A 14,144-nucleotide genomic window follows, 5' to 3' on the forward strand; every position below is an offset into this window, starting at 1 on the left:
TTTTGATAATAAAAACAGGATTAAATTTTATAAATAAATTATAGAAATATTAAAAATTTCTACATGGTTAGCCATTTTTTGATCAGTTCGATTTGTTCGATTTTATGATTTTCTGACAATAATTTTATTCTGTGTCTAATATTTTCTAAACAGTCATACTTGAAAATTTTGAATGAACTATCTTCTTCCAAATGAAGATCAAGACTATTTAGACTAAAAAAAGGGATGTCGCCATTGAGCATTTGTTTCATTTCACTCTCCAGAATAAGCCTGTAATCTTTAAAATTTTCTTTTTGATACGCTTTTGACATTAGTTCAAGCAGTTTCGACCTGTATTCTTCAAAGTCAGACATAAAACATGCCTTGCGCATATATTTTAAAATTTTGAAATATATAAAAGTAGGCCGCCACACATAGCGTATTTTTTGGTGTTCAAAAAAATGTATTGGAGAAACTGTAGATGTTAATTCCTCTTTAGAATTCATAAACATTTCATAAGCATTTGTAAAACCTTTTATAAAATGAGATTCATAACTATTAGCAAATACGTGAGTATCTTTATATAGTGGTATATTTTGCTTTATCACTTTTCTAAAGACAAACTGAGTAACTCTTTTAGAATCAATTGTATTAGGATTTGATACTTTACTCTCAATGTCCATTATTTCTTTATTTCCATTGATACCATATCCTGCATATTCTAAAGGAACCCCAGTGTCCTTATTCACAATCAGCATACTTTCCAGCACTGAATAAAATGGAATTTTATGCTGTTCATCCCAGGTGCGTATGGACTGATCTGACAAAATTGGCTGAATAATAGTTTCATGGTCTATTATTACTGGATCTTTTCCTGCTGCAATAATATTTTCATAATGATAATCCTTACTGCCTAACAAAAAGGCAACTGCCAGAAGTATTCCGGCTTTATAATAATATTCCTCTGTTTCTTTTTCCTGATTAACAGCTTTATGAGCAACAAACTCTAACCATCCGTATTTTTCAAAACATACACATTTTAAGGTTTTCAGATTCGTATTTAACTTGTCATTTACCCAGTCTATAAATAAATTATATGAATGCCCGGCATCAATATTTCGGGGTTTGTATATCAGTCTTGTTCCGTCTGACAATGTAACTAAAACAGTACTTTCCCCTTTATGTCCATCACCAAGACTTGTATCTATATCATTTATCGTAATGCTCTTATCATTATGCAGAGAAAAAACCTTTGTAAGAATCTCAAAATCTTTAGAAAAATTTGAGAATATATTTTGTATATGTATTATAAAGTTTTTTACTGATGTTTTTAAAATTTTATCCAGTACAGGGTATTTTTTTGGTAATAAAATGGAAGTTAATACAACAAAATCCTCATAAATACTATGTCCGTTATTTATAAAAAGTTCTAATTCTTCCTGTAGTGTCACTTCAGCGGCTATGCTTAGGTCATCCAAAAGTATCAGATGTAATTTATTAATTAAGTTGACTGGAATATGATCTTTTTTGAGGGCATTTAAGAAGTTCTCAGTATAAGGGAGGATTATCTCAGCAAATGGTATAGCCAAAAATTCATTTTTGACTAATCGTACAGTTTGATCATTCATAAATTATGTATTTTTTAGATGTAATTCAGCCATATGCCACGTGTAGAAAACAGTTATCAGAATAAATGTGTTTATAGTATCAATTAATTTACATTATTATTACTTTTTTTTCTTAATAAAAAAAATAGTACAATTATAAAAGTCACAGCATATAAAACATCAAGCCAGGGATTCTTGAATTTCAGTGTATTAAAATTAAAATGCTTGAATAATATAACGCCAAGAATAACTGCAATGATTATTGCTGGAAATCTGAAATGATTTTTGTTCATGATTGCGTAATTAAGATTGTAAATATCTATTTGGTAAAAACTATCAAACAGCCACTTTTTTGAAATGACTGTTTGAAAATTTTAAAGATAACTTTTCTAGTATCTTACATGTATCTGTCAACTAACCAGCATACTCCAAGTCCGATAGCTGCACCAGCTACATAGGCAGCAGGAGTAATACCACCCGCAATTTGTTCTAATTGCTCTTCAGTTAGTTCCAATTCACTCAGACTAATTTTTGCCGGAATGTTAATATAAATCACTGACTCATCAGTTTGGTCTTCAACAATTATTTTTTTATCACCAAGGTCTTTTATAGCTTTTCCTGTAACTTGTTCAATTGCAGCCACTGGATTATTTACTAATTGCTCTTTGAAAGTTGAACTTTCCCATGCTTTTTGTACCAAAGTTTGAAGTAACTCAGCACCCTTTTTTTGTTGTTCAATAGTATATTCCATTTTTTTAAATTTTAAAAGTTTATATGATTCTTTTATTTATTATTGATGGGTTGCTGCATAGATTGCTACTCCAGCCATAATTCCATAACCTAAAGCTACAAATGTTGGTGTAATTCCACCTGCCACTAACTCCAACTGTTCAGGTGTTAATTCTAAACTATTAAAGTCTACTTTTCTTGGAACATTAAAATAAACCGTAGAATCATCTGATTGGTCAATCACAACCAGTTTTTGACCTTCTGGCAAACTGATTTTATGTCCTGTCAATTTTTCAATTGTTGCTACCGGGTTAGCTATTAGCTCACTCATGAATTGTGGATCTTCCCATGCTTTTTGTATAACCTGAGAGTTCAATTTTTGTTCTTGTGTAATTTCCATAATCTTATAATTTTGATTTGTTAATAATAAATATGAGTTTAGAATTTTTCTGGTTCTGGTCCTGGAGGAAAGCAAATGATAGGTGGCCATTTTGGAACTACCGAAATTGGAGGCCAGATTGCAATGGTCTGTAACCCTCCGGCTACTGCTTCTAATTGTTCTTCACTTAACTGCTTGTCAGTTGAATGACTTGCAGCAACAGGAATATTGATATAAATAGCAGACTCATCTGTCTGATCTCTTACCACTAATGTTTTTCCTTCTGGTAAATTCAGTTTTTTACCAATAAGTTTTTCTATTGTGGCTACTGGGTTTACTACTAATTCTCTTTTAAAATCAGCATCTTCCCATGCTTTTTGTACAATTTCTGTAAACAGTTTTTGTTCTTCTGTAAATTCCATGATGTAAAGGATTAAGGTTAATATCTTTTAGTATAGAAATATATCTTTTGGAAAAGTTGGTGTTGGTAACCACGGACCTGGTAATGGAATACAGCCTCCAGGACCTATAATACCTCCGGCAACAGCTTCAAGTTGTGAATCGTTTAATTGTGTATCTACTGACTTTGGTGCAGGAATATTGATATAAACAGCAGATTCATCTGACTGGTCTCTTACAACAAACGTTTTACCTGCCGGCAAATTCAGTTTTTTTCCTGTAAATTTTTCAATTGCAGCTACAGGATTTGCAACTAACTCTTTTTTAAAATCAGCATCTTCCCATGCTTTTTGTACAATTTCTGCGTACAATTTTTGTTCTTGAGTAATTTCCATGATAATAAATTTTTTAAGTGGATTAATAGTAATCTTTTGTAATCTGTATGCAATAAAGGCGATTGAATCAAATCATTGTTATTCAAAAACCTCTGTTATATTACGATGTAATTTTTTAAGGCAGGAAATAAGCTGTTAACCAAATCCGGCCATACAGTTTGTCCACCTCCCGCAATTATCTCTAATTGGTCTTCTGTAAGTTCAATGTCTTCAATATTTGGTTCACTCGGAATATTTACGTAAACCTTAGATTTATCTGTCTGGTCATTAACTATAAGTGTTTTTCCTTCAGGTAAAACAATCTTAGCGCCTGTTAGATTTTCTATTGCCTTTACAGGATCTGAAACCAGATTTTTTCTAAAATTAACATCCTCCCAAGCTTTGGAGATTACTAATCTTAAAACCTCTTCTTCTTTATTCTGTTCCATGATTTTGTCCTTTTGTATAATGTAAAATTAGAAGTATACTACATTATAAAAATGCCAAATAAACTGACAAAAAATACCTAAATACGTATTTCATCGATAAAAAACGACTTTTTATCGACTGTAATGCTATTTCTGGAAACAAAATACATTTTCATTTCTCCTTTGCCTTTGGCATAAATGTTACCGCGGTATTCAAATTGGAAACATTTCTCGTGTTTAATTAGGTTGTATAGAGACTCACTTATATTCACTTTTCCGGCCATTCCGTTACTTTCTACCCTGCTGGCAGTATTTACTGTATCTCCCCACACATCATATTGAAACTTTTTTACCCCAACGATACCCGCGACAATTGGCCCGGCATGTATCCCCAGACGCATTTCAAAAGAAGGTTTCTGTATAACTGTATTTTGAATTTTTCTGTCTATCATAAATTCCTGCATTTCCAATCCTGCCAAAACAATATTTTTTAGCGATTCCTGATCCGGGTTTGGTATTCCGCCGGCAGCCATATAAGAATCGCCTATGGTTTTAATTTTTTCAATGCGGTATTTGTCAGAAATTAAATCAAATGCCTTAAAACAAACATTTATTTCTTCTACAAGATCTTGTGGAGACATTTTTTCTGCAGTTTGTGTAAAGGATTTAAAATCAGTGAAAAGAATTGAAACCAAATTAAAATCCCGGGCATTGACAAAGCCTTTTTCTTTTAATTCTTCAGCTATTTCTTCGGGCAGGATATTTAGTAAAAGTTTTTCTGAACGGTCTTTCTCAATTTTTAATGCCTCTCTTGATTTTCGAACATAGTTTAGCCTGTTCCATAAAGCAATTGCTATCAATATGATAAAACCCAGAGAAATAATAATAAAATTTCTTTGCTTCTCTTTCTTCTGAACTTCTTCCTTATGTCTAAGTTCAATAGCATGTTCTTTCGTAACATAGGCAATACTATCCATCAAAAGAGCTTTCTGAAACTCCATATTTAATATTTTATTAGATGTTTCTTCTGATTGAAGACTATCGTCATAGGCATTAGATTTTTCATAAAAACTAAGGGCATATTTAGCATTTCCGGAAGATTTATAAGCTTCATAAAGACATTTGCAAGCTTCTTTTTTTACCGATATAGATCCTAAGTTTTCTGCAATTTCAAATCCGGTTTTACATTTTTCAATGGCTTTATAATTTTCGCCTAATTGATTCAATATGGTACCAATAGCAACTTGTGAAATTCCGGTATATTGCTGGCTATTGATTTTTTCTGATGCTTTTAAGCAATTATTATAATATTTCAAAGACTTAGGAAGATCACCCTGAATATGAAACAGCTCCCCCAGATTATAAAGTACTTCAATCTTTTTTTGTTCATCATTTATTTTCTCTGCAATTGCCAAAGCCTGACTAAAATAATCGTAAGCCTTAGAATAATGCTTTTGCATCATAAAAATTTTCCCTGTACCATTTAAATTATGAGAAATACCTGTTGAGTCTTTTAATTCTTTATAAATGACATTGGCTTTTTGGGAATAAATCATGGCGTTAGTATAATCTTTAATATCAATATATATACCCCCAATATTTTGAGTTGTTGCTGCGATTATTTTTTTATCTCCTATTTTTTTTTGAATTTTAATTGCCTGATTGTAAAACTCTAATGCTTTTGGGTAATTTCCTAAATAATAATAAACAGCCCCCATATTATTTAATGCAGAAGAAATCCCTTTTTTGAAATTAATTTTTTCATATGTTTCTTTGCATTTTATGTAGTAAGAAAGGGCTTTTAAATAATCTCCCTGATAATAATAGGTAGTAGCAATTTTATTAAAGCTGTCTCCGGTTCCTTTTTGATTTCCTAATTTTTGATATATGTTCAGACATTTTTCGAACAAGACCATTGCATCTAAAAACTTCCCTGCATCCTGATGTTTAACTCCAATTTTTAACAAACTATCAGCTGTTTTTTTATTTTCTGGAGTGTGTGGTACAATGCGTTTATGCGACGCGTTTGTTTGCGCATATACTTTTATACTTATTCCATAAGTCAGAAAAAGAAAAAACATCAAATATAGGTGTGCAATTTTTTTCATTGAATGGTGCTTTTAAATTCAAAACGTATATGTTCAAAATGAGCATATACGTTTGCATTTCATAATCTTAAAGTCCTGCTATTTAACAATAATCGGTGGGGTTTGTCCTTCTCCTCCACCTCCTGAAATAATGTCTAATTGCTCTTCGGATAATTCTACGTCTTCGAAAATTACATTTGGATTCGCAGGAATATTGATAAAGATGACAGATGTATTTGACTGATCTGTTACAGTGATAGTTTTTCCTTCAGGAAGATGAACTGGTTTTCCCAAAAAACTTTCTAAAGTCTGAATTGGGCTGGCTATTAAATTGTTCTTAAAAACAGGGTCTTCCCAGGCTTTTATAACAATGGATTCCAAAATTTTCTGATCATTAATTAATTCCATTTTTTTTGTTTTTAGATTAAACTTGTTGTTTTACTCTTGTAAAATTATCAGCATTAAATAATATAGAATTGCCAAATAGACTGACAAAAGACCAGCAAGCCTGTTTATTACCTTTTTTTGTAGTCTTTTATAATTACTTTTTTTATATAATATTGACCTGATTATTTTTTAAATAAAAAAGCTGTACCGAATAAAAATACCGGTACAGCTTTTATGAAATCGAAAAATATGTGTGAAGTATTAAAAGTGTGGTTTATGGAGAATTACCTGATCGTAGTAAAATAAAATTCCGGAAATGTTTTTACAGGTTTATCGGTTGCAATATCAAAAGCAATTGAAGTGCAGACAGCTGCCGCCTGCCAGGATGCAATTGATAACTGTGGAGGAGGAAGTTTTGTATTCTCTTTTTTATATTGATCAACTATTTCTTCAAGCCATTCCTGTGGATTTCCGGAATATCTCATATAACTTGAAACGTAATCCACCACATTCAGTTCATTGAATGATTTCTTTGGTTTTTCTAAAATATCTAAACCCTTTTTTTTTGAAATTACTAATACCAGAGCTGCCCAGCCTAAATTGTATGGGTGCAGGATTGGTATATCTTTCTTTTGGCATAAAGAATCAAACAATAACGGAACATTTGAGGTGAAGTCCAGTGCATTGATCGCAATTTTATGGCCTTCAATATACTGTTCAACATTATCAGGCGTTAAAAAACAATTATGAATAGTAATTTTTGCTTCACTATTAATTAAAAGTAATCTTTTCTTAAGAGCTTCTGCTTTATATGTTGCTATATCTTTTTCAGTATAATTCTGCCTGTTTATGTTGGAGAGTTCTACGGCATCCCCATCAATTATAGTTAAGGTTTCAAAACCTAATCTTAGTAAACATTCTGCAATGACGCTGCCAATACCGGCTCCTGCTAATAGTATAGAGGTATTTTTTATTGTTTTCTGTTCCTCTTTAATTATATAAAGTCTATTCCGATCGTATCTGTTTTTCATATATTTTCTTACGAAAATAATTAAAAATACAGCTTTAGGTAAATGAACAAACGTTAAATAATTAAATGTTAATAAGTTATAAATTCAATTTAATATTTCGTTTTATGTTAAAATCGGAATCAGATTACTCATAGGTGTATAACCTAAGTTTCTGAATTTCAAAATCTCCAACAGCAATACGAATATGTCTTCCCTGATGTGTCTGATCTCCGTTAAAATGCCGGATAGTTTTCCAAACTTCATTTTCAAACCTTCCCTGGTCTGTTTTTAGAATTCCTGCATTAAGAGATGTATTTTTTAAAGTTTTAAAAGTGACCACAATTCCAGATCCGGCAATGTAAAATTCATCAGTAGCAATTGCTATAATGATCGCACTTGCCATTGGCCAGATTTCATCTTTAGCTCCCGCCGACCAATTTAAGGTATAATCATGCTTAAAAGTAAATTCATAATTGCCTAATTGAATGATTTGTGTTGGATTTGCTTTATCAACTAAAACTCCTTCAATCTTTCTAAAGCCTTTGTTTGCTTCAATTGTTGGAGTTAATTGCTGAATCAGATCATATATTTTCCCTAAAGGTTCTTTTTTAGCTTCTGCAACTGATTCAATTGAGAAAGGCGAAAAACCAATTGCCTCATAATGTCCAATTGCATATAATCCTTTAAAAGGTGCGGTCGAATCAAAACGGTGTTCGGGAATAAACAAAGGATCTCCCTGACGGATAAATAAATCATTCCAATGCTTAAATAAAGGATTATAAAAGTCTGGAGAAAGAAAATCGATTGAAGTACCGGCAGCTTTCCAGATATCCATTAAATGTGGTAATGGACCGGCACTTGGGTATTCCCCCGGTTTTTTTTCAGGAGCGTTTAAGGCTGCATTCACAAATAATGGAATTGCATACTTTTCTTTGCCGGCTTTCGCTATTCTATTGGTAAATTTTGCAAAAAACCAGGCCATGAAAATCTCATCGGTTTGTAATCCTTTGCCAAAAATCTGTTCCCAGTTTCCTGAAATTTTAAAACCATTTTTTTTCCAGACTTCCAAAAACTCAGGTACAAGTTTTTCTTTGTTTTTTTGCATGTATTTTAATAATTCATCAGGAACCTGCTTATTAAAAGCTTCATTTGCTAATGATGAATAATCTCTTGCTGTTGGCAACATTCCGATTTCATTTTCAACCTGAACCATAATTACCGTCTGCTCTTTTTGATCAAAATCTTTAATATGGCTAATTAATTTTTGAAAAGCTTTTAAATCGGCTTCTAAATTATTTTCACTGAAAGGAGTCAGAATTTCATGGCTTTTATTTTTGTCGTCCTTAACCCTCGGATATTCCTTCTGATTTAATTTTATCCATGCAGGAGCATGACTTGACATACTGTTTTTCCATGATCCAAACCAAAGAAATACCAGTTTCAAATTTTCTTTTCTGGCTCTTATAATTAAATCATCAACCAATGAAAAATCAAATTTGCCTTCCTGAGGTTCTATGAGTTCCCAATATACAGGAGTCAACACGGTATTCAGATTCATGTCAGTAAGCTTTGACCAAATCAGCTCCATGCTTTCCATGCTTGTTGCTGAAGAATTTCCTAATTCACCTCCCCTAATAATATATGGTTTCTCGTTTACAATTAACTGGGTTTTATTTCCTGTCTTCTCAAGATGCGGCATTTTATACTGACCAGATCCAAACTGAAGTGACAATGAAGCTAATAAAATAAATCCGTATTTTTTAAAATTCGACATAACGTATTTTTTAATGTTAAGAGTCATTTTTTTTAAAATTCACCTGAAAACAAAGGCTTAAAAATAACAAATCCATATCAAAGCTACGTGAAATTGAAACTTTAATACGGACTCATTACAATGAAAATTTTATTTACAGATTCATTTTTTTGGCATCCTCAACAAATTGTTTTAAACCAATATCTGTCAATGGATGTTTCAATAAACCTTTAATTGCAGATAAAGGCCCTGTCATAACATCTGATCCAATTTTGGCACAATTTACAATATGCATGGTATGTCTTACAGAGGCAGAAAGAATCTGTGTTTGATAATTATAATTATCATAAATAGTTCTTATTTCTTCAATTAGATGCATACCGTCTGTAGAAACATCATCTAATCTACCTAAGAATGGTGATACATAAGTAGCTCCTGCTTTTGCTGCTAACAAGGCCTGGCCGGCTGAGAATACCAAAGTCACATTTGTTCTGATTCCTTTTGAAGAAAAATATTTACAGGCTTTCACCCCATCACCAATCATAGGTAATTTTACAACAATCTGTTTATGTAAAGCCGCCAGTTCCTCTCCTTCCCTAACCATTCCTTCATAGTCTGTGGAAATAACTTCAGCAGAAACATCCCCATCTACAATATTACAAATATCAAGATAATGCTTCAAAATATTATCTTTTCCTGTAATGCCTTCTTTGGCCATCAATGATGGATTTGTAGTAACTCCATCTAAAACTCCCATTGCCTGAGCTTCTTTAATATCTTCTAAATTTGCTGTGTCTATAAAAAATTTCATTCGTTTGTGGTTTAAATTTTTATTTTCTTAATAGTATTGTGATTCCGATTCAAAAATGATTTGAAACGAGTAATAAATATGCGCAATTAAAAATGAAAATTGGTGAAGAAAATTCACCTTGCTAACAGCCGGATGACTGTTCTTTTTGAAGAAAAAAATGATATGGCCGTTGAATCCTCAACATTCAACGGCCAAAATTACTAAAATAATTCACCGAATTTTTTCTGGCAAATGCACTAACCTAAATATTTGCCAGAAATAAAAAATACAAAACAATCATGATTGCTCGGCTTTATGAAACCGAAAATTATTTTTTCTTTTCAGCAGATTAAATATACTGATTGATGATATTTTCAAATAATTCCTGTTTACCGCTTTGAAGTGTCAGCTCACCATTTTGGTTTGCGATATCGTATAAATCTTTAAGATTCAATTTTCCTTCAGCGAAATCTTTACCTTTTCCTGAATCAAATGAACTGTATCTTTCTTTTCTTAATTTCTCGTAAGGAGAAGAAGTAATGATTTTGTCTGCTGTCAGTAATGCTCTTGCAAAAGTATCAGCACCGCCAATATGCGCTAAGAAAACATCTTCTAAATCAGTAGAATTTCTTCTGATTTTAGCATCAAAATTCACACCTCCGCCTTGTAATCCGCCAGCTTTTAAGAATACCAGCATAGCTTCAGTAGTTTCCTGGATGTTATTAGGGAACTGATCTGTATCCCAGCCGTTTTGGTAGTCACCTCTGTTAGCATCTATACTTCCTAACATTCCTGCTTTTGCAGCAACTTCAATTTCATGCTGAAAAGTGTGCTGAGCCAATGTTGCGTGATTTACCTCAATATTGATTTTGAAATCTTTATCTAAACCATACTCTTTTAAGAAACCAATTGCTGTTGCAGAGTCAAAATCGTATTGGTGTTTAGATGGTTCCATTGGTTTTGGCTCAATGAAGAAAGTTCCTTTGAATCCTTGGGCCCTTGCATAATCTCTGGACATTGTTAAGAATTGTGCCATGTGATCTAATTCTCTTCCCATATCTGTGTTTAGCAAAGACATATAACCTTCTCTACCTCCCCAAAATACGTAGTTCTCACCATTCAAAGCGATTGTAGCATCCAAAGCTAATTTTACTTGTCCTCCGGCTCTTGCCACAACATTAAAATCAGGATTTGTCGCTGCACCGTTCATAAATCTTGGATTAGAGAAACAGTTTGAAGTTCCCCAAAGCAATTTAATACCTGATGCCGCTTTTTTCTCTTTTAAGTATTCTGTAATGAATGCTAAACGTTTTTCTGATTCAGCAAAAGTTGCGCCTTCAGCAATTAAATCGTAATCGTGGAAACAGAAATAATCGAATCCCATTTTACTGATAAATTCAAAAGCTGCATCTGCTTTATCTTTTGCAGCCTGATATGGATCTGAAGACTGGTCCCATTCAAAATTTTGCGTTCCAGGTCCGAATGGATCACTTCCCTGCCCGCAGAATGTATGCCAGTAAGCAATCGCAAATCTAAAATGCTCACGCATTGTTTTTCCTGCCACAACCTGATCAGGGTTATAATATTTAAATGCCAAAGGGTTATCAGATTCTTTTCCCTCAAATTTAATTTGGCCAATACCTTTGTAGTATTCTTTATTTCCTAAAGTTATCATTTTATTTTTTTTATTTATTTGTTAATATTATTTCTAATTCTTTTTTCCAGTTTTGATAGGCCTTCTCATACTCTTCTTTGTTTTTTAAAGGCAAAAAGGTCATTACATGATCATTGGTTGTAATTCCTGAACCAAATTTTTCAAAGTCGCCATTCGTCAAACCAACAGCTCTGGCTGCTCCTACTGCTCCCGTTGTATTGTAAATTTCAATTTCGTGACCAATTAATGTTGCTACAGTATTGGAGAAAATTTCTGAACGGAATAAATTATCATTCCCTGCTCTGATCACATTAATTTTCGCATTATCATCTTTCAAACACTCCATTCCGTATACAAACGAAAAAGCAATCGCCTCCAGAGATGCTCTGTATAAATGTGCGTTTGTATGGATATTAAAATTCAGATTCAAAATATGAGATCCAATATTTTTATTGTTGAACATTCTTTCTGCACCATTCCCAAACGGAATAACCACTAATCCTTGTGACCCCACATTTACCTGAGAAGCTTTTTCATTCATTTCTTCATACGACTCACTGCCTATGTTGTTACGCATCCATCTGTATTGAATACCGGCTCCGTTTATATTTAGCAGTTTTCCCACTCTTGGATTTGATTCCGAATAATTTACATGAACGAAGTTGTTTACACGTGTGCTTTTACCCGAATTGGTTTCAGTAACAGCATAAAATACACCTGATGTACCTCCGGTTGCCGCCACTTCTCCCGGACGCAGAACATTTAATGACAACGCATTATTTGGCTGATCTCCCGCTCTGTAAACAATCGGAATTCCGGTAGGAAGTCCTGATTCCTGTGCTCCTTTATCAGTAACTATTCCCTGATTTGTAAAATTTTCTACAATATTTGGCGTCAGTGATGAATCTACTCCGTAATAATCCAAAAGCCAGTCTGCTACCTTATTTTCTTTATAATCCCAAAGCATTCCTTCAGACAAACCATTTTTCGTTGTCGTTACTTCACCTGTTAATTTCAAAGCGATGTAGTCACCCGGAAGCATGTACTTAGCAATTTTACTGTAAACTTCAGGTTCATTTTCTTTAACCCATTTTAACTTTGAAGCTGTGAAATTCCCCGGCGAATTCAATAAATGTTCTGCACATTTATCAGCTCCGATTTCAGCGTAAGCTTTATTGCCAATTTCAACTGCACGGCTGTCGCACCAGATAATCGAGTTACGCAGTGATTTACCGTCTTTATCCACTATAACCAATCCGTGCATTTGATATGAAATACCAATACCCTGAATTTTTGAAGCGTCAACATTAGCTTCTTTAATCGCTCTTTTTGTTGCTGTACAAATGTACTGCCACCACATTTCCGGATCCTGCTCTGCCCAGTCAGACTGCAGTGACAAGATTTCCATTTCATTTTGCGGCTCGTTTAGTACAATTACTTTTTTGCCTGTTGCTGCTTCAACCAGGGCAACCTTGACCGAAGAGCTTCCAATATCATATCCTATATAATACATAATTTTATAATGATTCTCTTAATATTAAACTTGTGGGTACATAACACTGAACTACTTCATCGTGTGTAATAAATGCAGCCGCTTTTGTTCCTAATTCCTTAAAGTCAGTTGAAATAACCGAAATTCCTTTGTATATAAATTTTTTCATTGGCGTTTCATTATATGACAAAAAACCAACATCCTGGCCCGGCTCCAGATCTTTCTCTTTACATTGTTCCAAAAAATGCCCTAAAATCCGGTCACTAATACTTATATAAGCAATTCCTTTTTGAATATCAAACTTTTTTGGATCTGTGATAATTTCATTTTTAAAATTAAAATCTTCACAAAATTTCCTAAAATTATCCAGTGTTTCTTTTGGATGATTCGTGTAATCAGGGTAAACAAAATGAATGCTTCTATATTTTTTGAATAAATCAACTGCATCCTTCAATGAGTTGTAAAATGCTTTTCCGAAATCCTGAAAAACATAATTATTTTCGTTTTTTGAATGTATATTCCAGTCAATCAAAAGCAATTTATCATTCGAAATGGCGGATAAAGTTGATGACACCTCTTTATCATCAAAATTCATTACCACATATTTATAATACTTTCCAACGCTGTTATTAATTATTGTTTTAAAAACATCAATATTATAATGATGAAATTGTACATCAGTGATAATATTTTCCGGCAAATTATTCACAAATGAATGATATAAAACCTCCTTGTATGCTTTGAAAGTATCTAATACCAAAAGTACTTTTCTGGTTTCTCCTGAAACATAATATCCTTTATTCGGAACAGAATCAATTATTTTCTGCTCCTTCAATATTGAATATGCCTTAAAAACAGTATCTCTCGACAACTGATTTTCTTTGCAGATTGCATTTACAGACGGAAGTAAATCTCCTTTCTGTAAAATATTCTCTGCGATAGCATTATTTATTCCATTAACCAATTGCTGATATTTTGGAATATCACTATCGTGATTTATTACAAATACAAACTTTTCCTGTTCTTCGCCCATTATACTGTTCCGTTCTGTTCTGGTCTGCTAAAATATATATTTG

Annotated in this window: 14 protein-coding genes; all 14 read right to left on the reverse strand. The window is 32.8% G+C overall.

The window, feature by feature from the left end; all coding sequences use genetic code 11:
• Positions 1–59: 59 nt before the first annotated feature.
• On the reverse strand, positions 60–1,607 hold the full coding sequence (locus GXM16_RS05475; RefSeq protein ID WP_163393397.1) for a type 2 lanthipeptide synthetase LanM: 1,548 nt from the start codon (positions 1,605–1,607) through the stop codon (positions 60–62).
• Between the two features lie 376 nt (positions 1,608–1,983).
• Positions 1,984–2,337, reverse strand: a complete 354-nt coding sequence (locus tag GXM16_RS05480) for a class IIb bacteriocin, lactobin A/cerein 7B family (RefSeq protein WP_163393398.1) — start codon at positions 2,335–2,337, stop codon at positions 1,984–1,986.
• 39 nt (positions 2,338–2,376) lie between these two features.
• Positions 2,377–2,715, reverse strand: a complete 339-nt coding sequence (locus GXM16_RS05485; RefSeq protein ID WP_163393399.1) for an NHLP leader peptide family RiPP precursor — start codon at positions 2,713–2,715, stop codon at positions 2,377–2,379.
• 38 nt (positions 2,716–2,753) lie between these two features.
• Entirely contained in the window at positions 2,754–3,116 is a 363-nt protein-coding gene (locus tag GXM16_RS05490; protein ID WP_163393400.1) for an NHLP leader peptide family RiPP precursor, read from the reverse strand.
• Between the two features lie 27 nt (positions 3,117–3,143).
• The gene (locus GXM16_RS05495) at positions 3,144–3,488 is read right to left on the reverse strand and encodes an NHLP leader peptide family RiPP precursor (protein ID WP_163393401.1); all 345 of its coding nucleotides are present in this window, start codon (positions 3,486–3,488) and stop codon (positions 3,144–3,146) included.
• 95 nt (positions 3,489–3,583) lie between these two features.
• Positions 3,584–3,916, reverse strand: coding sequence for an NHLP leader peptide family RiPP precursor (locus GXM16_RS05500; RefSeq protein WP_163393402.1), 333 nt, complete (start codon positions 3,914–3,916; stop codon positions 3,584–3,586).
• Positions 3,917–3,993: 77 nt separating this feature from the next.
• A complete protein-coding gene (locus GXM16_RS05505) occupies positions 3,994–6,003 on the reverse strand; it encodes an adenylate/guanylate cyclase domain-containing protein (RefSeq protein ID WP_163393403.1) in 2,010 nt (669 codons plus the stop codon).
• Positions 6,004–6,081: 78 nt separating this feature from the next.
• Positions 6,082–6,390 carry an NHLP leader peptide family RiPP precursor gene (locus GXM16_RS05510; RefSeq protein ID WP_163393404.1) on the reverse strand — a complete coding sequence of 103 codons (309 nt, stop codon included), beginning with the start codon at positions 6,388–6,390 and terminating at the stop codon, positions 6,082–6,084.
• Between the two features lie 263 nt (positions 6,391–6,653).
• Entirely contained in the window at positions 6,654–7,400 is a 747-nt protein-coding gene (locus GXM16_RS05515; RefSeq protein WP_163393405.1) for a HesA/MoeB/ThiF family protein, read from the reverse strand.
• Between the two features lie 124 nt (positions 7,401–7,524).
• Complete coding sequence (locus GXM16_RS05520; RefSeq protein ID WP_163393406.1) at positions 7,525–9,153, reverse strand: GH35 family beta-galactosidase; 1,629 nt, start codon at positions 9,151–9,153, stop codon at positions 7,525–7,527.
• 133 nt (positions 9,154–9,286) lie between these two features.
• Positions 9,287–9,943, reverse strand: coding sequence for a fructose-6-phosphate aldolase (fsa, locus tag GXM16_RS05525; protein ID WP_163393407.1), 657 nt, complete (start codon positions 9,941–9,943; stop codon positions 9,287–9,289).
• 328 nt (positions 9,944–10,271) lie between these two features.
• Positions 10,272–11,597: a xylose isomerase gene (gene xylA / locus GXM16_RS05530; RefSeq protein ID WP_163393408.1), complete on the reverse strand. Its 1,326-nt coding sequence runs from the start codon at positions 11,595–11,597 to the stop codon at positions 10,272–10,274.
• A gap of 10 nt (positions 11,598–11,607) precedes the next feature.
• A complete protein-coding gene (locus GXM16_RS05535) occupies positions 11,608–13,089 on the reverse strand; it encodes a xylulokinase (RefSeq protein WP_163393409.1) in 1,482 nt (493 codons plus the stop codon).
• A gap of 4 nt (positions 13,090–13,093) precedes the next feature.
• Positions 13,094–14,101 carry a GntR family transcriptional regulator gene (locus tag GXM16_RS05540; protein WP_163393410.1) on the reverse strand — a complete coding sequence of 336 codons (1,008 nt, stop codon included), beginning with the start codon at positions 14,099–14,101 and terminating at the stop codon, positions 13,094–13,096.
• Between the last annotated feature and the right edge of the window lie 43 nt (positions 14,102–14,144).

The organism is Flavobacterium limi (genome assembly GCF_010645075.1).
Lineage (GTDB): Bacteria > Bacteroidota > Bacteroidia > Flavobacteriales > Flavobacteriaceae > Flavobacterium > Flavobacterium limi.